Raw genomic sequence first — 20,934 nt, forward strand, 5'->3', positions numbered from 1 at the left:
CGTGACCACGAAACATTGCAGTATTCTGACAAACAAGGGAAAGGCGCTGGAGGCAGCGTCTGCGGCGGGTGGTGCGCCGGTCGTATTAGACAAGTTTGTGGTGGGAGACGGAAACGGAAATGCTGTCACGCCAGAGGCAGGGCAGACGGCTCTGGTCAGGGAAGTTTATCGCGGCACCATATCACGTCTGGCGGTCTCGCCTGAGCAGGAAAACCAGTTTATTGCGTATCTTGTGCTGCCGGAGGGCGTGGGGGGATTTACGGTCAGGGAAGCGGGGCTGCTGACCACCGATGGTGAGCTTTATGCCGTCGGAAGTTGTGCTGCCATTGAGAAACCGAAAAATGGTGTGACAGCCACACTGCAGTTCCGGCTGGCAGTGGCTGAAAGCGCGCAGGTTACACTGAAGGTGGCAACCGGAGATGGTCTGTTTCTGCGACAGAACAGGAATCTTTCGGATGTGGAAGACAGGGATGAGGCTGTTGAAAACCTCGGATTAAAACCCACGGTGGACAAGGCAAAAAATGCCGTTCAACGTTCCGGCGATAAAATGTCCGGAGAGCTGAAAATTGGCACGGTTAATGCGCTCAGGATATTTGATGCAGCATTCGGCCTTATTTTTCGTCGTTCGGAAGAGCACCTGCATCTCATACCTACCGGGAAAATCAGGGGGAAGAAGGCGATATTGGCCCACTGCGACCGTTCAGCATTAACCTGCGGACGGGTGAAGTTTCCATGTCTCACCCGGTATCTGTTGGCGGCGGTTCGAAAGTAAACGGTGCATTAGGTATCGGCGTTCAGAACGCACTGGGCGGAAGCTCAATAGCTATCGGCGATAACGACACCGGCCTTAAATATAACAGCGACGGCGTTCTGGATGTTTATGCAAACAACCAGGCAGTATTTCGTTTTCTTAATAATGAAAATTACAGCCTGAAGTCGTTAAAAGTCATCGGGAACAGTGCTGCAACAGGGAAATTGCAGGCTGGCAACGCAGAGCTTGCCACAGACGGTAACGTGTATGGCAGCGCATGGGGCGGCTGGTTATCGGCTTATCTGCAAAATAAAGTGGGTGTGCAGGACATGCGTCTTGGTGGTTATCAACAGATGGGCAGTACAGGCTCAAACCTGGCCCCTTCTGGTTATGTCAGTGTGGGTGGCTATTGCTACGGAGACTGGGATAACTCTGCCGACGGGTGGTTTATCCGCCCCCTTCAGAAACTGATTAACGGAACCTGGTATAACGTCGCGAGTATGTAATTATGCTGCATTTAAAAAATATCCGGACAGGGAATCCTAAAACGCCCGAACAATATGAGTTAACTAAAAGATACGGTGTTGAGTGGTTGTATACAGAATCCGGTGAAAACTGGTATGAAATCCAGAAAAATTTTTCACCTGACACATTAAAAGTTGAATATCTGGATACAGGGAAAGTTACCTGGGTTGGAAAAGATGCCGCGTCAATTAATCCCAGGAACAGGAGTGTAATTGAAATTGCAGATAACACAGCTAACCGACAAATTGACATGTCGGGTTACTGGTTTTACCGGGATGGTCAATTCATATTTGACTACGGTAAAAAGGCAGAAGATGAGCGGGTGAGAAAGCTCAAGGATATAAAGCGGTTAACCGCAGACCGGGAAACAGACCTGCTGCTGGGGTTAATCAGTGACGAAGACAGGGAGAAGCTGAAAGCGTACCGCATTTATGCGAAATCGCTGCAGGCGCTGGATTTCAGCACTATTACCGATAAAACCTCATACAGAGCCATTGAATGGCCCGTCTCTCCGGAAGTCTCTTCCTGATTTAATTAATCGCGAGAAAAACTATGTCTGTAGTGATATCAGGTGCGCTGATTGATGGCGCAGGCATCCCCATGTCCGGATGCCACATAATTCTGAAATCCCGGGTAAACACCTCAGAAGTGGTGATGCGCACAGTTGCTGACGTGGTGACCGGAAATAATGGGGAATATTCGTTCGAGGCACAGCTCGGGAAATACTGTGTTTATCTCAGGCAATGGATTAAAGATGATTATGAATATTGTGTTGGAGATATTGCTGTATACGATGACTCAAAGCCCGGCACGCTGAATGATTTTCTGACCGCTCTTGATGAAGGCGACCTCAAACCCGATGTGGTGAAACGCTTTGAGGAAATGATGGCGCAGGCGCAGCAGAGCGCGGAAGCGGCAGCGGAAAGCGAGCAGCAGGCAGGGCAACACGCAGCTGATGCGCAGAAGATTAAGGATGATTGCCAGACGCTGGCGGATAACGTACAGCAGAATGCAGAAGTCGTAGCAGCCAGCAAACAGCAAGTTGAACAGCTGGCCTCAGAAGTTGAGCTGAACGCCGGGCAGGTGCAGCAGGGCGTGCAGAATGTTACTGATGCGGTAAAAAAGGCGCAGCAGGCAGCAAAGAATTCTGCTGACAGTGCCACTGACTCAAAAAACAGTGCTGACAATGCGGCACTGAGCGAACAGAACGCACAAAAACACGCGCAGAAAGCAGAACAACACGAGCAGCAGACTCAACAATATGCGCAGGATGCAGCGACAGCCGCAGAATCCGCAGAGAACGCCAAAGGCGAAATTGACGAAATTCTGGAGGGTGGGTATCTCAAGATAAAAAACAACTTTCAGGAAATTGTTGATGCTGGCCCGTCAGCACTGGCTCAGGCCCAATGGAATTTACAGATTTCCGGGGTAAAAAATAAACAGGTAATTACCACCCCTTATACATGGCCAGCCAGAACCGAATATGAACAAAGGGTGCATCTGCCACTCGCCGGGGCTTACGGATTTGGCTACACATTTGAAGACCAAAGCCAGGGGCGAATAAATTTTCATGAGGGCTATACGGCGTCGTGGTGGTCACAGTGGGCGAAACCTGGTCGTTATTACGTCAGCGCCAGTGATAAAGAATACCTCGCACCTGAAGGAGACAAGTGGGGGATTGTTGATTTGCTGTGGCTTAATGGCAGCGGATATAACGATGCTTCGAAGGTTCTGAAAATACTGGCTTTTTACGATAATGACGGATGCTTGCACATCGGCAGGCGTATTGCTCAGAGCAACTCGACAATAAGCTGGCGCAAGCTGGCATCGCTTACTGATGTCCGGGCCATGCTGTATTCGTTTAACAGTAATTATAACAATGAGTGGCGCGACCCGGCGCAGCCAGGAAGTTTAATTCTGGCGTCATACCAGGGAACCGCTGACGGCGACACAAATATTAAAGTATCCCGTGGTCAGACTTACCCCGGCTCACGACTTGCACCTGTGGCGATAGAGTGCCCGTTCACCCCGTCTGGTACGTATGCGGCAACACCGCGATTCTATATTACCGGCTGCAAGAGCAAATCACTCCCCGGAACCTATGTTTCACTGTCTGGAGCACCCACAACATACAGCGACCAGGCTTTTGTTGCGCTATTCATGAGGATTGCATGATGCAAGTGAAAGAAATTACGAATCCCCGCTATACCGAATCCGGCGCAATTGACTGCGACGTTTTGTTTGAAGGGATGGATACCCCCATCCCCTACACAGCCACGGCAGAAGATACAGCAGAGACAGGCCAGCACATCTGGCAGGAACTACAAAGTGGCAAATGGGGCGAAATTGCCCCGTTCAGCGTCACGCCGGAAATGCTGGAAGCAGCAAAAGCCGCTAAACGCCAGGAAATCGAGGCATGGCGCACAGAACAGGAGGCGCAGCCGTTCACATGCGAATGGAACGGTCGTACCTGGAATGCGGGGCCGGACTCGATGGCGCGTATTGCACCCGTGGTAATGGCTGCAAAATCTGATGCGGCACGGGACGTGATGACGTGGGGTGACGCCGATAATCAACAGGTGCAACTGTCGATGTCTGAGCTGGAAGAACTGGCGGCAGCAATGGCGCAGGCACAGGCCGATCGCAATGACGAGATTTATCAACGCCAGCGTGAGATGAAGGAAGAACTGAATAATCTGGAGGATTTACACTCAATCAGAGAGATGACAATCAACGGTCAGTCAGAGCAGGAAAACCAGCAGGCTTCTGCTAAACAGTAAAAAAAAGCCCCGTCTTCAGCAAGTGATAACGAGGCCTCAGGCATGGCTAACAGGTCGCTACACAAGACGGGGTAACATAATAATTCTGAACAAACATACTGACAAACGGGATATTTCAGCTAAAGGCGCAACAAAAACCGGGCGTTGGGTTGATGCTGCGTCTGACAGGTGAATTTACCGATAGCGCGATAAAATAAATCTCCTGTCACCATTTATTGTAGAAATGTTTATCAGTCATGCTTATGAGATAAATACACAAAACGATGTGAAAATTTGACCTAAAACAAGGTCGGGCTGAAAAGAGCCTTGTGCGGTTTTGCGAACACAAAAATGGATTCACGCTGTATGCAAGGACACGCAGTGGCTGGCTATTGCACAGTTCTGTTGAACGATGAAATTTATCAGTGCCAACGCGAGATGAAAGATGAACTGAACAACCTGGAGGATTTGCGCTTAATCAGAAAACTGGTCATTAGCTCAGAAAAACTTTGAGGCTATATGAACGACACCAAAGTCATCAAAAGATGTACTCGCGGGAAAAATCCAAAAGATAATCGCAGGTATTAAAGACTGAAAATATACCAATTGGTATACCAGGTTTATACCAAGAGTTCAAAAAGCAAAGGGGCTACCACTTGGTAACCCCTTGATTATTTGGCGGAAGCGCAGAGATTCGAACTCTGGAACCCTTTCGGGTCGCCGGTTTTCAAGACCGGTGCCTTCAACCGCTCGGCCACACTTCCGGAATGACGCGAACTATAAACATCCCGATGCGTCGTGTAAACCCCCAATTTGTTTGTTTGCTTGAAAAACAGACAAATGCGTGTCGATAGCTTGAAATAACAGCAATTTGGACATTCTATCGCCATAAAAATGGGCTCGTAATTCTTCTGCGCCAAACCTTAAGGAAAATAAGGTCCATTTTTATCGCTAAAAGACAAATCCACACAGTTTGTATTGTTTTGTGCAAAAGTTTCACTACGATTTATTAACAATACTTTCTGGCGACGTGCGCCAGTGCATAAGGATGAGCTTTCGTTTTCAGCATCTCACGTAAAACGATGGTTTGCCTTGCTACAGGGACGTCGCTTGCCGACCATAAGCGCCCGGCGTCCTGCTGGTGTCGCAAGGAGAAGAGACGTGCGATATGAATAACGAGGAGACATTTTACCAGGCCATGCGGCGTCAGGGGGTCACCCGGCGCAGCTTTCTCAAATATTGCAGTCTGGCTGCAACCTCGCTGGGATTAGGCGCGGGAATGGCACCAAAGATTGCCTGGGCGCTGGAAAATAAACCGCGCATTCCGGTGGTGTGGATCCACGGTCTGGAATGCACCTGCTGTACCGAATCTTTTATCCGCTCCGCTCACCCACTGGCGAAGGATGTCATTCTTTCCCTTATTTCTCTCGACTACGACGATACTCTGATGGCTGCCGCCGGAACTCAGGCGGAAGAAGTCTTTGAAGACATCATCACGCAATACAATGGCAAATATATCCTCGCAGTAGAAGGTAATCCGCCACTGGGCGAGCAGGGGATGTTCTGTATCAGCAGCGGTCGACCGTTTATTGAGAAACTCAAACGTGCCGCTGCCGGAGCCAGTGCGATTATCGCCTGGGGAACCTGCGCGTCCTGGGGCTGCGTGCAGGCCGCGCGGCCCAATCCGACGCAGGCAACGCCTATCGACAAAGTGATCACCGATAAACCGATCATTAAAGTGCCAGGCTGCCCGCCGATCCCGGATGTGATGAGCGCCATCATTACTTACATGGTGACGTTCGATCGCCTGCCGGATGTCGACAGAATGGGGCGTCCGCTGATGTTCTATGGCCAGCGAATCCACGATAAATGCTATCGCCGCGCCCACTTCGACGCCGGAGAGTTCGTCCAGAGTTGGGATGATGACGCGGCGCGTAAAGGTTACTGCCTGTACAAAATGGGCTGCAAAGGGCCAACTACGTATAACGCCTGTTCCTCTACCCGCTGGAACGATGGCGTTTCCTTCCCGATCCAGTCTGGTCACGGTTGTCTTGGTTGTTCTGAAAATGGCTTCTGGGATCGCGGCTCGTTCTACAGTCGCGTGGTCGACATTCCGCAAATGGGGACTCACTCCACCGCCGATACCGTCGGCTTAACCGCGCTTGGCGTGGTGGCTGCGGCGGTTGGCGTACATGCAGTCGCCAGCGCCGTTGACCAGCGCAGACGTCATAACCAGCAACTTGCAGAAGCAGAACAACAGCCGGGCAACGAGGATAAACAGGCATGAGCACTCAGTACGAAACTCAGGGATACACCATCAACAATGCCGGGCGCCGCCTGGTGGTCGACCCGATCACGCGCATCGAAGGCCATATGCGCTGCGAAGTAAACATCAACGATCAGAATGTGATAACCAATGCCGTCTCCTGCGGCACTATGTTTCGCGGACTGGAGATCATCCTGCAAGGGCGCGACCCGCGCGATGCGTGGGCGTTCGTTGAACGTATTTGCGGCGTTTGCACCGGCGTACACGCCCTGGCTTCGGTTTACGCCATCGAAGATGCCATCGGTATTAAAGTGCCGGACAACGCCAATATCATCCGCAATATTATGCTGGCAACGCTCTGGTGCCACGATCACCTGGTGCATTTCTATCAGCTCGCCGGGATGGACTGGATCGATGTGTTAGATGCGCTGAAAGCCGATCTGCGTAAAACCTCCGAACTGGCGCAAAGCCTCTCCTCGTGGCCGAAATCGTCTCCTGGATATTTCTTCGATGTGCAAAACCGACTGAAGAAATTTGTTGAAGGCGGGCAGTTGGGGATCTTCCGCAACGGCTACTGGGGCCATCCGCAATATAAACTGCCGCCAGAAGCCAATCTGATGGGCTTTGCCCACTATCTCGAAGCTCTCGATTTCCAGCGTGAAATTGTCAAAATCCACGCGGTCTTTGGCGGTAAAAACCCTCATCCAAACTGGATTGTCGGCGGGATGCCATGCGCAATTAACATTGACGAAAGCGGCGCGGTCGGGGCGGTCAATATGGAACGCCTGAACCTGGTGCAGTCGATCATTACCCGTACGGCGGACTTCATTAATAACGTGATGATCCCCGACGCTTTAGCCATCGGCCAGTTCAACAAACCGTGGAGCGAGATCGGCACGGGCCTTTCGGATCAATGCGTCCTCAGCTACGGTGCGTTCCCCGATATCGCCAACGACTTTGGTGAGAAAAGTTTGTTGATGCCTGGCGGCGCGGTGATCAACGGCGACTTCAAAAATGTGCTGCCAGTGGATTTGGTTGATCCGCAGCAGGTGCAGGAGTTTGTCGATCACGCCTGGTATCGTTATCCCGACGATCGGGTTGGACGTCATCCTTTCGATGGTATTACCGATCCGTGGTACAACCCCGGCGATGTCAAAGGCAGTGACACCAACATTCAGCAGCTGAATGAACAGGAACGCTACTCGTGGATCAAAGCGCCACGCTGGCGCGGCCATGCGATGGAAGTGGGGCCACTGGCGCGCACGTTGATCGCTTACCACAAAGGCGATGCGGCAACCGTTGAGTCGGTCGATCGCATGATGTCGGCACTGAACCTGCCGCTTACCGGCATCCAGTCAACGTTGGGCCGCATTTTGTGCCGCGCGCACGAAGCGCAGTGGGCCGCAGGTAAGTTGCAGTACTTCTTTGACAAGCTGATGACCAACCTGAAAAACGGCAACCTCGCCACCGCCTCCACTGACAAATGGGAACCTGCGACCTGGCCGAAAGAGTGCCGGGGCGTTGGCTTTACCGAAGCGCCGCGCGGGGCGTTAGGTCACTGGGCCGCCATTCGCGATGGCAAGATTGATCTCTATCAGTGCGTGGTGCCGACCACCTGGAACGCCAGCCCGCGCGATCCCAAAGGGCAAATTGGTGCGTATGAAGCGGCGCTGATGAACACCAAAATGGCTATTCCTGAACAGCCGCTGGAAATCCTGCGTACTTTGCACAGCTTCGACCCGTGCCTCGCCTGTTCAACTCATGTGCTGGGCGACGACGGTAGCGAGCTTATCTCCGTGCAGGTGCGTTAACAGCGAAGGAGAATCATCATGCAACAGAAAAGCGACAACGTTGTCAGCCACTATGTCTTTGAAGCGCCCGTGCGGATCTGGCACTGGCTGACGGTGCTGTGCATGGCAGTGTTGATGGTTACTGGCTACTTTATTGGCAAACCGCTGCCTTCGGTCAGCGGCGAGGCGACTTATCTGTTCTACATGGGGTACATACGGTTAATTCACTTCAGCGCCGGGATGATTTTTACCGTGATATTACTGATGCGGATCTACTGGGCATTTGTTGGTAATCGCTACTCCCGCGAGCTGTTCATCGTGCCAGTGTGGCGTAAAAGCTGGTGGCTGGGCGTGTGGTATGAAATCCGCTGGTATCTGTTTCTGGCCAAACGCCCGAGTGCTGATATTGGTCATAATCCCATCGCCCAGGCCGCGATGTTCGGCTATTTTCTGATGTCCGTTTTTATGATCGTCACCGGTTTTGCGCTGTTCAGCGAGCACAGTCAGTACGCCATCTTCACACCGTTCCGTTACGTGGTGGAATTTTTCTACTGGACGGGCGGCAACTCAATGGACATTCACAGCTGGCATCGGCTGGGGATGTGGCTGATTGGCGCGTTTGTGATCGGTCATGTCTACATGGCGCTGCGTGAAGACATCATGTCTGATGACACGGTGATCTCCACCATGGTGAACGGCTACCGCAGCCACAAATTTTTTAAAGTCAAAAGCAACAAGGAGCGTTCATGAGCGAGCAACGCGTGGTGGTAATGGGGCTGGGCAACCTGCTGTGGGCCGATGAAGGCTTCGGCGTGCGGGTGGCGGAACGGCTGTATGCCCATTATCACTGGCCCGAGGAAGTGGAGATTGTTGATGGCGGCACTCAGGGGCTGAACTTGCTGGGCTATGTCGAAAGCGCCAGCCACTTGTTGATTCTCGATGCCATTGATTATGGGCTGGAGCCAGGAACGCTACGAACCTATGCCGGAGAACGTATTCCGGCCTATCTCAGCGCGAAGAAAATGAGCCTGCACCAGAACAGTTTCTCCGAAGTGCTGGCGCTGGCAGATATCCGCGGACATCTGCCAGCACATATTGCCCTCGTCGGCCTGCAACCGGCGATGCTCGACGACTACGGCGGCAGCCTGAGCGAACTGGCGCGAGAGCAACTGCACGCTGCGGAACAGGCGGCGCTGGTCCAGCTGGCTGAGTGGGGAGTTGTACCGCAACCGACTGAGGAGTCTCGTTGTCTCAATTATGACTGTCTGTCGATGGAAAATTACGAAGGCGTTCGTTTGCGCCAGTACCGGATGACGCTGGAGGAGCAGGGATGAGCAACGACACACCATTTGATGCGTTGTGGCAACGAATGCTGGCGCGTGGCTGGACGCCGGTCAGTGAATCCCATCTTGATGACTGGCTTACGCAAACGCCAGACGGCGTGGTGTTGTTAAGCAGTGACCCAAAACGGACGCCTGAAGTCAGCGACAATCCGGTAATGATCGGCGAGCTACTGCGCGAGTTTCCAGACTATGCGTGGAAGGTGGCGATTGCCGATCTTGCGCAAAGCGAAGCCATTGGCGATCGCTTTGGTGTTTTTCGCTTTCCCGCCGCCCTGGTGTTTACCGGCGGTCGCTATCGCGGCGTGTTGAACGGCATTCACCCGTGGGCGGAGCTGATAAACCTGATGCGTGGGCTTGTCGAACCGCAACAGGAGCGAGCCTCATGAGCGACACTTTCTTCCATCTGCTGGGACCGGGAACACAACCTGGCGACGACAGTTTCAGTATGAATCCATTGCCGATTACCTGTCAGGTGAATGATGAACCAAGTATGGCGGCACTGGAGCAATGTGTGCATAGCCCGCAGGTGATTGCGCTGTTAAACGAGTTACAACATCAACTAAGCGAACGCCAGCCGCCGCTGGGTGAGGTGCTGGCAGTCGAGCTGTTAAATCTCAACGCCGACGATCGTCATTTCATCAATACGCTGCTTGGGGAAGGGGAAGTGTCAGTGCGCATCCAGCACGCTGACGGCAGTGAAAGTGAAATTCAGGAGGCGATCTTCTGTGGATTATGGCGTGTACGCAGACGTCGCGGCGAACAGTTGCTGGAGGACAAACTGGAGGCTGGTTGCGCGCCGCTGGCGTTGTGGCAGGCGGCAACGCAAAACGCGCTGCCGACAGATTCGCTATTACCGCCCCCCATTGATGGCCTGATGAATGGCCTACCGTTGGCGCATGAATTACTGGCACATGTTCGTAATCCTGACGCGCAGCCGCACAGTATTAATCTGACGCAGTTACCCATCAGCGAAGCTGACCGGCTTTTTCTGTCGCGTCTTTGCGGATCGGGCAATATTCAGATTCGGACCATTGGCTACGGCGAGAGCTATATCAACGCTACGGGATTACGCCATGTCTGGCATTTACGCTGTATGGACACCTTAAAAGGCCCGCTGCTTGAGAGTTATGAAATCTGCCCGATACCCGAAGTTGTGCTGGCTGCGCCGGAAGATCTGGCGGACTCTGCGCAGCGTCTCGGCGAGGTTTGTCAGTGGCTGGTGGAAAGCGCACAACAGTAAAAACGGTGGCAAATATCGCTTTCGGTCCTGTGAATATCGCAATTAGCGAATACAACTACCTACAAACTGTAAGGATAAAAAGAGGGATCTACTATTAAAGGGTTATTACCCTCTCTTCGCCTACAGGAGTTAGCATGTGGGATGTTATTGACTTATCGCGCTGGCAGTTTGCGCTGACCGCGCTGTATCACTTTTTATTTGTGCCCCTTACCCTGGGGCTGATTTTTTTGCTGGCCATCATGGAAACTATTTACGTGGTTACCGGCAAAACAATCTACCGCGATATGACGCGTTTCTGGGGTAAGCTCTTCGGTATCAACTTTGCTCTCGGCGTGGCCACTGGCCTGACGATGGAGTTTCAGTTTGGTACTAACTGGTCATTCTATTCCAACTATGTAGGCGACATTTTCGGCGCACCGCTGGCGATGGAAGCATTAATGGCCTTCTTCCTCGAATCCACTTTTGTCGGTCTGTTCTTCTTCGGCTGGCAACGCCTGAATAAATACCAACACCTGTTGGTCACCTGGCTGGTGGCTTTCGGTTCAAATATCTCCGCATTGTGGATCTTGAATGCCAATGGCTGGATGCAGTTCCCGACCGGGGCGCATTTCGATATCGATACCCTGCGTATGGAGATGACCAGCTTCAGCGATCTGGTCTTTAACCCTGTCAGCCAGGTGAAATTTGTGCACACGGTGATGGCAGGTTATGTGACCGGGGCAATGTTCATTATGGCGATCAGCGCGTGGTATTTGCTGCGTGGGCGGGAGCGCGACGTTGCACTCCGCTCGTTTGCCATCGGTTCTGTCTTCGGGACCCTGGCGATAATCGGCGCGCTGCAACTCGGAGACAGCTCTGCATATGAGGTCGCACGAGTACAGCCGGTAAAACTGGCGGCGATGGAAGGGGAGTGGCAAACCGAACCTGCACCCGCGCCGTTCCATCTCGTTGCCTGGCCGGAACAAGATCAAGAACGCAACGCTTTTGCCATTAAAATCCCGGCCCTGTTAGGCATCCTCGCCACTCATTCATTGGATAAACCTGTTCCCGGGCTGAAAAATTTGATGGCTGAAACCTACCCACGGCTGCAACGGGGACGCATAGCCTGGCTGTTAATGCAGGAGATATCGCAGGGCAACCGCGAGCCGCATGTATTACAGGCGTTTCGCGAGTTAGAAGGCGATCTCGGTTACGGCATGCTGCTCTCCCGCTATGCACCGGATATGAATCATGTCACTGCTGCGCAGTACCAGGCGGCGATGCGTGGCGCAATCCCGCAAGTGGCGCCGGTATTCTGGAGTTTCCGCATCATGGTTGGCTGCGGTTCGCTGCTGTTACTGGTGATGCTGATTGCGCTCGTCCAGACGCTGCGCGGCAAAATCGATCAACATCGCTGGGTGCTGAAAATGGCGCTCTGGAGTTTGCCACTGCCGTGGATTGCCATTGAAGCCGGGTGGTTTATGACCGAGTTTGGTCGTCAGCCGTGGGCGATTCAGGACATCTTACCGACATACTCCGCGCACTCTGCATTAACCACGGGCCAACTGGCCTTCTCTCTGATTATGATCGTAGGACTTTACACCCTGTTCTTAATCGCCGAAGTCTACCTGATGCAGAAATATGCCCGCCTGGGGCCGAGTGCGATGCAGAGTGAACAACCAGCGCAGCAACAGGGGTAAAGGAGAGAGTCATGTTTGATTATGAAACATTACGGTTCATCTGGTGGCTGCTGATGGGCGTCATTCTGGTGGTCTTTATGGTCACCGACGGATTTGACATGGGGATCGGTTGTCTGCTGCCACTGGTGGCGCGTGACGATGATGAACGTCGGATAGTGATCAACAGCGTTGGCGCTCACTGGGAGGGTAACCAGGTCTGGCTGATCCTCGCAGGTGGGGCATTATTTGCCGCCTGGCCCAGAGTCTATGCAGCGGCGTTTTCTGGCTTTTATGTGGCGATGATCCTGGTGCTGTGCTCGCTGTTCTTCCGCCCGTTAGCTTTTGATTATCGCGGCAAAATAGCGGATGCCCGCTGGCGCAAAATGTGGGATGCCGGTCTGGTCATTGGTAGTCTGGTCCCGCCAGTGGTCTTTGGTATCGCCTTCGGCAACTTGTTGCTCGGCGTGCCGTTTGCCTTCACTCCGCAATTACGCGTGGATTATCTCGGTAGCTTCTGGCAGTTGCTGACGCCATTCCCTTTGCTGTGCGGCTTGCTCAGTCTGGGTATGGTGATTTTGCAAGGGGGCGTCTGGTTGCAGCTGAAAACCGTTGGCGCTATTCATCTGCGTTCACAACTGGCGACCAAACACGCTGCGCTGCTGGTGATGCTCTGCTTCCTGCTGGCGGGTTACTGGCTGTGGGTCGGTATTGATGGCTTTGTGTTACTCGCTCAGGATGTCAACGGTCCGTCCAATCCACTGATGAAAATGGTGACGGTACTGCCAGGCGCCTGGATGAATAACTTCATCGAATCGCCAGTTTTGTGGATCTTCCCACTGCTCGGTTTCTTCTGCCCGTTACTGACGGCGATGGCAATTTACCGTGGTCGCCCCGGTTGGGGATTTCTGATGGCGTCATTGATGCAATTTGGTGTGATTTTCACCGCTGGCGTTACGTTATTTCCCTTTGTTATGCCTTCGAGTATCAGTCCGATATCCAGCCTGACCGTATGGGACAGTACCTCCAGCCAACTGACACTTAGCATTATGTTAGTAATTGTACTGATATTTTTGCCAATAGTGTTGCTCTACACTTTATGGAGCTACTACAAAATGTGGGGTCGTATGACGACTGAAACGCTGCGCCGTCACGATCATGAGCTGTACTAAGGAGCATGAACAATGTGGTATCTATTGTGGTTCGTCGGCATTTTGTTGATGTGTTCGCTTTCTACCGTCGTGTTGGTATGGCTGGATCCGCGTCTGAAGGGATGACTGGCGTACAACGAACTTAGGCCTGATACGACGCGTCGCATCAGGCAGTCATGTCGGATATGAAAAACGGAAACATATCGATGAAAGCGATTTTGATCCCATTTTTATCTCTTCTGATTCCGTTAACCTCGCCACCTGCATTCGCTCAGAGTGAGCCGGAACTGAAGCTGGAGCGGGTGGTGATTGTCAGCCGTCATGGCGTGCGTGCGCCCACCAAAGCCACGCCACTCATGCAGGATGTCACTCCAGACACATGGCCTGAGTGGCCGGTGAAATTGGGCTGGTTGACCCCGCGTGGCGGCGAACTGGTCACTTATCTTGGGCATTATCAACGCCAACGCCTGGTCGCTGACGGTTTACTGGCAAAAAATGGCTGCCCGAAACCTGATCAGGTTGCGATTATTGCGGATGTCGATGAACGTACGCGTAAAACAGGTGAAGCCTTTGCTGCCGGGCTGGCACCCAACTGTACGATTACAGTACATACCCAGCCAGATACTTCCCGGCCCGATCCCCTGTTTAATCCCCTTAAAACTGGCGTTTGCCAACTGGATAAGCCGAACGTTACCGCGACTATTCTCAGTAGAGCAGGGGGATCGATAGCGGAGTTTACCGAGCATCGGCAAACCGCATTTCGCGAACTGGAGCAGGTTCTCAATTTCCAGCAATCAAATCTGTGCCTTAAACGAGACAATCAGGACGAAAGTTGTACGTTGACTCAGGCATTGCCGTCCGAACTCAAAGTGAGTGATGACAATGTATCCCTGACCGGTGCGGCAAGCCTGGCTTCAATGCTGACGGAGATATTTCTCCTGCAACAGGCACAGGGAATGCCGGAGCCTGGCTGGGGACGAATTACTGATTCACACCAGTGGAACACCTTGCTAAGTCTGCATAACGCGCAGTTTTATTTGCTGCAACGGACACCAGATGTTGCCCGTAGTCGTGCCACGCCGTTGCTGGATTTAGTACTGACGGCGCTGACGCCAAATAACACGCAACAACAGGTTTATGGCGTGACATTACCCACTTCACTGCTATTTATTGCCGGACACGACACTAATCTGGCGAATCTGGGGGGCGCGTTAGAGCTTAACTGGACGCTACCAGGCCAGCCGGATAATACCCCACCGGGGGGCGAACTGGTTTTTGAACGCTGGCGGCGACTTAGTGATAACAGCCAGTGGATTCAGGTATCGCTGGTATTCCAGACCCTACAGCAGATGCGTGACAAAACTCCGTTGTCGCTAAAAACGCCGCCTGGAGAGGTAAAACTGACACTGGCAGAATGTGAGGAAAGAAACGCGCAGGGCATGTGTTCGTTGGCTGGTTTTACGCAAATCGTGAATGAAGCACGCATTCCGGCATGCACTCTCCATCAGGACAAATAGACGTTTGCCGCTGAGGGGCCACGCAGGCCATTGACGCGGCAAAATTCCACGCGTAACCCTGGGGTGAGCACTTCTGCGTCGCGGGGGGTGAATGCGGAAATATGGACCTGGACTTCTTTACGACCGTCGGAGGGGATGATGAATCCTTTGCCGCTTTTGCGATCAAAGGTTTTGACAATTCCTGTCATTTTACGGGACAAACAAATTCCTTACTGATAAATCTGCGCTGCACTATACGGTCTAAATAAAATAAAGCCAGTTTTATTTAAGACCGCTGGACGGCCAAAATAAAGTTTGCTTAATCTTATTTATCATGCGTTAATAGCTGCGTCGGTTTGAAAGACAGACAGCATACAAAGTAGTTTACTAAAGCAGTTCTCATTATCAGGCATTATCCCCTTCTTTTGAGTCTCTCTCCTGAACACTAAGTAGTTTCTGTATTAAAGCCCTGTTTGCCGAAAGGCCCAAAATGAAGGAAGTAAAAATATGTCTAATAAAATGACTGGTTTAGTAAAATGGTTTAACGCAGATAAAGGTTTCGGCTTTATCACTCCTGATGATGGCAGCAAGGACGTTTTCGTCCATTTCACCGCCATCCAGAGCAATGAATTCCGCACGCTGAACGAAAATCAGAAAGTCGAATTTTCTATTGAGCAGGGGCAACGTGGTCCCTCGGCAGCGAACGTTGTTACGCTCTAAGGTTGCCGCTATTACTCAGCATCTCCATTTCCGCTGTCCATGTTGTCATGGTTCACAGTACCGCACATCGGCATTCGATGTGACGGAGCGAAACCCTTTAGGTGCAAAGTGTATTTTCTGCAAATCGACGATGATCACCTTTGATAACATCGCATTGCAAATACGCACTGACCAGACACCACTGGATTTCACCAAATAATATCAGGCTCCCTCGTGGAGCCTTTTTTATATCTGGCTTATTTTTCCTCAACTCTGTATGTATAATAAGCGATAACCTGTTGATTATTGAATCTTTCAGGGAGATAGCTTATAACATTTCTTACCTGACCAGGTACCGGGAACCAACACCTTACTGGCGTGTTGCTGTCTTTTAAGACCAGAAGAGGTTAACAGTGAATATTGAAGAGCTAAAAAAACAAGCCGAAACGGAAATCTCAGATTTCATCGCGCAAAAAATCGCCGAATTTAACAAGAACACAGGGAAAGAAGTCTCTGAAATTCGCTTCACCGCGCGGGAGAAAATGACCGGGCTTGAAAGTTATGATGTCAAAATCAAAATAATGTGATTTTGTGAACATCACCCCGTGCGAGGTGATGTTCCGCTTGTTGCTAATTTAGTGACCAATCATTGGCGCTTGTGGAATTAAGCGTCGGTACAACTCCTCCGGCACCGGGCTTTGCCATACTTCCGCATACATTGCGTAACCAATCACCGCAAACATAATCCCCAGAATCAGTAGCGTCATTAACCAGCCAGACAACGCAAAGGCTTTTTTATTTGCCGCAGGTTTTTGCAGTGAAAAGGTCAATGTTGAGGCCACCGGGCATGACTCCACGCAGGTCATACAACCGGTACATTCCACCGTTCTGACCTGAATTAATTTATCGACCGGGATCCGTGATGGGCAATTTTTCGCACATTTACCGCAGTCGATACAGCTTTCGGCATTGCGACGAATCTTAAACGGCGATAATAGCGAAACCAGTCCCATCAGCGCGCCATATGGGCAGAGATAACGACACCAGACATGGCGAATAAATAGGCTGGCAATCAGCAAAACCGTCACGCTGATTAATGTGGCTTTCCCCATATGGCGAAAGAAATCGAGCATTTTAACGTCCATCACCACGCTATAAGGCGATAGCATAAAATAGTGAATCGCCTGGGCGGGCATGAATAACGCGATATAAAGAAAAAAGCTTAATAGCAAATATTTCACCGCGCGTAGAGGAATATCCAGCCAGCGTGGAGGGGCGAATTGTCGACCAAACAGTTTTTTTCCGAGATCGCCAATTAATTCAGAGAGCGTACCAACAGGGCATAGCCACGAACAAAAGGCTTTTTTAAGCAGTAAGCTGATAATGATAAAAGCGACCAATAACAGCATCGCGGCGGCGTGCACGGAAGGTAACTGACCTGTTGCAAGGCTGTATTTCAGATTCATCAGACCAGCAATCGGCAGCCAACCTTCAATGCCACCCGGTCTGGCGACAAATGCCGTATTACCTGCCGTTTCGTAATAGCGCACCCAGTACCAAAAGGTGACGGCAATATAAATATTGATTGCCAACAGTAATAATTGCGTCGCTTTACACCAGGTCGTGGCATTGCGCCAGTCATTCCACGGTAATTTACCGCCCGTCGTGCCTGGCCGTCGCTGCCAGCGGATTCTTTTTTTCTCTGTCATAATTTTGCCCGCCCGTTAAGTTGCATACCAAATGCCACTATTCTAAGTTTTCTTAACGGGATGATATTGATTCACATCGGGTTCGGGGCTTTCTTATTCAGCCACAGTTCCAGGGCAGCGATGCTACGCGTAATTTCTTCACGCGGCAGGACCGCGGTTAATGGTTCCTGCTCAAGTTGTCCGCACAACTGACTGGCACTGCGCATGCCCAGACTGGCACAGCTGCTTTTCAACTGATGCGCGGCACGTTTGATTTTGTCGCTGTCGTGTCTGGCGCGGGCAGTGTCCATTTCATTGAGAAGCGGCAGGGCATGTTGTTTAAATAATGTCAGCCATTCGTGGATTTTCTCCACCCCCATTAACTGCGCATCTTCATTGAGCTGCGATACATCCAGTGGTTGATGGTTATGTGTTTGCAGGTGCAGATAGTGCGCCAGTAACTGACCAAGCACTTCACGCGACACCGGTTTAGGGATAATTCCGCGAAATAGCGAACTGGTACGCTGGCGCAGCGTTTCGTCGATGACATGGGCGCTAAAGCCAATCAAAACCAGCGACGGATATTGCAGCGAAAGTTGCCGGGCAAGTGTAATGCCGTCGATATCCGGCAGATCAAAATCCACCAGTGCGGCAGCAAACGGTTCACTATTTTGCAGCGTCTCTAAAGCCTGCGCGGCATTTCCCACGGCCGCGACCTGAGCGCCACTGGTGTTAAGTATCTCGATGGTAATACGCTGCGTTAGCGGGTTATCTTCAATCAACAGTAATCGTAAACAGTCCAGATGCACCGCCTGATTGACTGTTTTTGGTGCAGGCGCAGTGGCAACACGTAACGGTAACCGTAAGCCAAAACAGCTTCCAACTCCCGGCCTGCTGGTGGCGGTCAGTTCGCCGCCCATCGCCTGAGCCAGACTGCTACTGATAGTCAGCCCCAGTCCACTGCCGCCGCGCTTGCCGCTCACCTGAACAAACGGTTGAAAGATATCAGCCAGTTTCGCGGGATCAATACCACAGCCGCTGTCTTCCACTTCGACCAGCCATTGCTCGCCATCAATGCGGCTGCGCAGGATAATCTGCCCCTCATCGGTGAAACGCAGGGCATTACTCAACAAATTGGTAATAACCTGGCGAATACGGCGCGGATCGCCCATTAATGCGGTTGGGATATCGTCGGCAATTTCTGTTGCCAGTCGAATCGGACGACCTTTAACCCGTCCGCTCATTAATTGCAGGGTACTTTCCAGCAGTGGGCGCGGTTCAAAGGGCTCATCACTGACCGAAACATTCTTGCCACCTGCTTCGATAGCCGAATAATCGAGAATATCGTTGAGGATGGTCAGCAATGATTCGCCAGAGTCGGTAATCGCCCGCAAATCATCACGCTGGGCGTTAAGCGCCGGGTTATCTGCCAGCAACTGCGCGGTGCCGAGAATTCCGTACAGCGGAGTGCGGATCTCATGGCTCATTGCTGCCAGAAACGCCGATTTTGCCTGACTGGCTTTTTCTGCTTCGGCCCGTGCCAGGCGGTGTTCTACCACCAGTTCCTGCAATTCGGCAGTGCGCGCTTTGACCTGCGCCGCCAGTTGTTCGCGGTGGCGATTAAGCGCATGAACACTGCTGCGAAAAGCATCCATCAGCCGCCCGATGGTATCCAATTCCCGCACGCCAGCGGTTTCCGGGAAAGGGGAGTCGATATCACCATCCAGCAAGCGTTGCAGCGCCTGCGTTTGTTCGGCAAGAGGGCGCGTGACTGAGCGATAAACCACGCGCCAGAGGATCAGAATCAATGAGCAAAGTGAAACGACGCCCAGCAGTAGCAGGTTAAACCGTACATGTTCACTGGCGCTTTCCAGATGTGTAAGTCCGGCCCGATTACGCTGCTCAATGGTTGCGACCAACTGATTAACTTCGTTGCTGAACTGTGCAAACTGCACAATATTATTTTGCGTCAGCGTCTGCAGGTGAGTATTGAGTGCTTTTTCTCGTTGGTAGAGCGCCAGTAACTCGACATATCGTTGTACTGTCTCCAGCGCCTTTTCAGCCTGCGCGCGAACCGGTGGGGCCTTAATGCGCCTTTGTTGAAGCTGTACCCTGTTAAGGGCGTTTTTCAATTGAACAGGCAGCCTGTTCTTATTTTTTTCACTTTCCTCCAGCTCCAGTTTCATAACGAAATGCTGTATTTGCAGAGCGCTAAAGCGCATTTCGTGCATCTGCCTGACGTACTCACGATCGCCAGCAACCCACTGTTCGACGGCGCTCTCCGCCGACCTGTTATGATTGTGGCCAAACACACTTTGCGGGCCAGACTGCGGTGATGCGGTGGCGATTGCAATGTAATGGGTCTGGGATTGCGCGATGTTGGCGATTTCTCCGGCCGCGGCGACGATTTGCTGGCTGAGTTGTTGCTGTTGATCGTGGAGTTTCAGCCGCTGGCCGACCAGATCACCTTGCTGGCGTAGCGAGTGGTCAATCTCATAGGCTTGCCGTTCAATGGCTATTGTCTCAAACCCTTTCTCGCGCAGACCCTGCAACAGGGTGTCAATTTTCAGCTTCTGCGCCGATAACGTCCTCCCCTGGGATTGCCACATCTCTACGCTATCCGTGTTGTTCAGATTTTGGGCGGTAAAGAGTTCCCACGCGCTGGCCTCACTCAACTGACGGGCCATATTCATGGTTGGGATCAGGGCCAGAGTGTTGGTCTGAGCGCTTTGGGTTAAAACGCGCAGGTTATACCAACCTACAAAGATACTCACCAGCGTCAGCAATGCCATCAGGGCAAACGCCATCCACAATCTTTTGGCCAGAGTGAAAATCATCCTTGGTGCACCACATTACCTGAATCGGTGGATTAATAGACATCAGCGGCTAAGAAATACCCTTCGCCATGCTGCGTAACTAACAGGTTGGCGCTGAGTTTATGACGCAAACGGCGGATCAATACGTCCACGGTGCGCAAATCGGGGTTTTCTACCCGCCGGGCGGAGAGCATACGCAGCAGTCGTTCACGGCTGAGGATCTCGCCGGGATTAGTGACAAAGGCCACCAGCATTTCGTATTCCGCGCGGGTGAGTTTGATAGGTCGGTCGTCTTGATCCAACGTGTGGCGTGAGATATTCAGACAATATCCGGCAAAACGATAGCAGTTATCCTGAGAGAGAGCGTTGGCCTGACGGGCCAGATCGATACGCCAGAGCAGATTTTTTACCCGTACCACGAGTTCACGCAGCTCCAGCGGTTTGATGACATAATCATCGGCGCCCATCTCCAGCCCGACAATTCGATCAATAGGATCGCTGCGCCCGGTCACCAGAATAATCCCCACCGTTGAGCGTTCGCGCAGGGCTCGGGTAAGCATTAAGCCGTTTTCATCGGGCAGGTTAATATCCAGCAAAATGAGATCAACAGGCTGGTTTTCCATAATTTCCCGTAGTCCGTCGCCGCTTGCTGTGACCGACACGAGATACCCTTCCTGGATGAAGTAGCTTTGCAAACGTGCCTGCGTCACAGGCTCATCTTCAACAATGACAATATGGTGTGACATCCCTGCTTT

Annotated in this window: 20 protein-coding genes, 1 tRNA gene and 3 pseudogenes; 19 read left to right on the plus strand and 5 right to left on the minus strand. The window is 51.9% G+C overall.

Annotation, left to right across the window (positions count from 1 at the left end; translation table 11 throughout):
* Window position 1: 1 nt before the first annotated feature.
* The 5 genes and pseudogenes from FFT88_RS03335 to FFT88_RS03355 all read left to right on the plus strand — a co-directional run.
* Window positions 2–1,257 (plus strand): annotated as a pseudogene (locus FFT88_RS03335) (phage tail protein).
* Window positions 1,258–1,259: 2 nt separating this feature from the next.
* The gene (locus FFT88_RS03340) at window positions 1,260–1,805 is read left to right on the plus strand and encodes a tail fiber assembly protein (protein WP_135404150.1); all 546 of its coding nucleotides are present in this window, start codon (window positions 1,260–1,262) and stop codon (window positions 1,803–1,805) included.
* 23 nt (window positions 1,806–1,828) lie between these two features.
* On the plus strand, window positions 1,829–3,451 hold the full coding sequence (locus FFT88_RS03345; RefSeq protein ID WP_135404151.1) for a prophage tail fiber N-terminal domain-containing protein: 1,623 nt from the start codon (window positions 1,829–1,831) through the stop codon (window positions 3,449–3,451).
* Window positions 3,448–4,056, plus strand: coding sequence for a DUF4376 domain-containing protein (locus FFT88_RS03350; protein WP_240731054.1), 609 nt, complete (start codon window positions 3,448–3,450; stop codon window positions 4,054–4,056). Before FFT88_RS03345 ends, FFT88_RS03350 begins: the two co-directional genes overlap by 4 nt.
* Before the next feature lie 387 nt (window positions 4,057–4,443).
* Window positions 4,444–4,548, plus strand: a pseudogene (locus FFT88_RS03355) (DUF4376 domain-containing protein); the annotation flags it as partial.
* A 163-nt stretch (window positions 4,549–4,711) separates the two neighbouring features.
* Here FFT88_RS03355 and FFT88_RS03360 read toward each other — a convergent pair.
* Window positions 4,712–4,799 (minus strand) — tRNA-Ser (locus tag FFT88_RS03360).
* 404 nt (window positions 4,800–5,203) lie between these two features.
* On the opposite strand from FFT88_RS03360, the gene hyaA reads away from it, so the two are divergent.
* From hyaA to FFT88_RS03415, 10 genes are all read left to right on the plus strand, one after another.
* On the plus strand, window positions 5,204–6,322 hold the full coding sequence (gene hyaA, locus FFT88_RS03370; RefSeq protein WP_010344442.1) for a hydrogenase 1 small subunit: 1,119 nt from the start codon (window positions 5,204–5,206) through the stop codon (window positions 6,320–6,322).
* Window positions 6,319–8,112, plus strand: coding sequence for a Ni/Fe-hydrogenase large subunit (hyaB, locus tag FFT88_RS03375; RefSeq protein ID WP_135404153.1), 1,794 nt, complete (start codon window positions 6,319–6,321; stop codon window positions 8,110–8,112). The genes hyaA and hyaB overlap by 4 nt, the downstream gene beginning before the upstream one ends.
* Window positions 8,113–8,130: 18 nt before the next feature.
* On the plus strand, window positions 8,131–8,841 hold the full coding sequence (hyaC, locus tag FFT88_RS03380; RefSeq protein ID WP_001186409.1) for a Ni/Fe-hydrogenase b-type cytochrome subunit: 711 nt from the start codon (window positions 8,131–8,133) through the stop codon (window positions 8,839–8,841).
* On the plus strand, window positions 8,838–9,425 hold the full coding sequence (gene hyaD, locus FFT88_RS03385) for a hydrogenase 1 maturation protease (RefSeq protein ID WP_135404154.1): 588 nt from the start codon (window positions 8,838–8,840) through the stop codon (window positions 9,423–9,425). Before hyaC ends, hyaD begins: the two co-directional genes overlap by 4 nt.
* Window positions 9,422–9,820, plus strand: coding sequence for a hydrogenase-1 operon protein HyaE (hyaE, locus tag FFT88_RS03390; protein WP_135404155.1), 399 nt, complete (start codon window positions 9,422–9,424; stop codon window positions 9,818–9,820). Before hyaD ends, hyaE begins: the two co-directional genes overlap by 4 nt.
* The gene (locus FFT88_RS03395) at window positions 9,817–10,674 is read left to right on the plus strand and encodes a hydrogenase expression/formation protein (protein ID WP_135404156.1); all 858 of its coding nucleotides are present in this window, start codon (window positions 9,817–9,819) and stop codon (window positions 10,672–10,674) included. Before hyaE ends, FFT88_RS03395 begins: the two co-directional genes overlap by 4 nt.
* A gap of 134 nt (window positions 10,675–10,808) precedes the next feature.
* Entirely contained in the window at window positions 10,809–12,353 is a 1,545-nt protein-coding gene (appC, locus tag FFT88_RS03400; protein ID WP_131162308.1) for a cytochrome bd-II oxidase subunit 1, read from the plus strand.
* 11 nt (window positions 12,354–12,364) lie between these two features.
* Window positions 12,365–13,501, plus strand: a complete 1,137-nt coding sequence (gene appB / locus FFT88_RS03405) for a cytochrome d ubiquinol oxidase subunit II (RefSeq protein WP_135404157.1) — start codon at window positions 12,365–12,367, stop codon at window positions 13,499–13,501.
* Between the two features lie 12 nt (window positions 13,502–13,513).
* Complete coding sequence (cbdX, locus tag FFT88_RS03410; protein WP_032161491.1) at window positions 13,514–13,606, plus strand: cytochrome bd-II oxidase subunit CbdX; 93 nt, start codon at window positions 13,514–13,516, stop codon at window positions 13,604–13,606.
* A gap of 80 nt (window positions 13,607–13,686) precedes the next feature.
* On the plus strand, window positions 13,687–14,997 hold the full coding sequence (locus FFT88_RS03415) for an AppA family phytase/histidine-type acid phosphatase (protein WP_135404158.1): 1,311 nt from the start codon (window positions 13,687–13,689) through the stop codon (window positions 14,995–14,997).
* Here the strand turns inward: FFT88_RS03415 and cspH are convergent.
* Window positions 14,985–15,197, minus strand: a complete 213-nt coding sequence (gene cspH / locus FFT88_RS03420; RefSeq protein WP_130205408.1) for a cold shock-like protein CspH — start codon at window positions 15,195–15,197, stop codon at window positions 14,985–14,987. The genes FFT88_RS03415 and cspH overlap by 13 nt on opposite strands.
* A gap of 286 nt (window positions 15,198–15,483) precedes the next feature.
* On the opposite strand from cspH, the gene cspG reads away from it, so the two are divergent.
* From cspG to FFT88_RS03440, 4 genes and pseudogenes are all read left to right on the plus strand, one after another.
* Window positions 15,484–15,696, plus strand: a complete 213-nt coding sequence (cspG, locus tag FFT88_RS03425) for a cold shock protein CspG (protein ID WP_000066493.1) — start codon at window positions 15,484–15,486, stop codon at window positions 15,694–15,696.
* Between the two features lie 10 nt (window positions 15,697–15,706).
* Window positions 15,707–15,895: a cold-shock protein gene (locus FFT88_RS03430; RefSeq protein ID WP_130216139.1), complete on the plus strand. Its 189-nt coding sequence runs from the start codon at window positions 15,707–15,709 to the stop codon at window positions 15,893–15,895.
* Window positions 15,864–16,099, plus strand: a pseudogene (locus tag FFT88_RS03435) (cold-shock protein). Before FFT88_RS03430 ends, FFT88_RS03435 begins: the two are co-directional and overlap by 32 nt.
* On the plus strand, window positions 16,089–16,262 hold the full coding sequence (locus tag FFT88_RS03440; RefSeq protein WP_130205410.1) for an addiction module toxin, GnsA/GnsB family: 174 nt from the start codon (window positions 16,089–16,091) through the stop codon (window positions 16,260–16,262). Before FFT88_RS03435 ends, FFT88_RS03440 begins: the two are co-directional and overlap by 11 nt.
* 48 nt (window positions 16,263–16,310) lie before the next feature.
* Here the strand turns inward: FFT88_RS03440 and FFT88_RS03445 are convergent, their stop codons facing one another.
* The 3 genes from FFT88_RS03445 to torR form a co-directional block, all read right to left on the minus strand.
* Entirely contained in the window at window positions 16,311–17,384 is a 1,074-nt protein-coding gene (locus FFT88_RS03445) for a 4Fe-4S binding protein (protein WP_135404159.1), read from the minus strand.
* 71 nt (window positions 17,385–17,455) lie between these two features.
* Window positions 17,456–20,200 carry a TMAO reductase system sensor histidine kinase/response regulator TorS gene (gene torS, locus FFT88_RS03450; protein WP_135404160.1) on the minus strand — a complete coding sequence of 915 codons (2,745 nt, stop codon included), beginning with the start codon at window positions 20,198–20,200 and terminating at the stop codon, window positions 17,456–17,458.
* 32 nt (window positions 20,201–20,232) lie between these two features.
* Window positions 20,233–20,925, minus strand: coding sequence for a two-component system response regulator TorR (gene torR / locus FFT88_RS03455; RefSeq protein WP_130205416.1), 693 nt, complete (start codon window positions 20,923–20,925; stop codon window positions 20,233–20,235).
* Between the last annotated feature and the right edge of the window lie 9 nt (window positions 20,926–20,934).

The organism is Escherichia sp. E4930, assembly GCF_005845405.1.
Classification (GTDB): Bacteria; Pseudomonadota; Gammaproteobacteria; order Enterobacterales; family Enterobacteriaceae; genus Escherichia.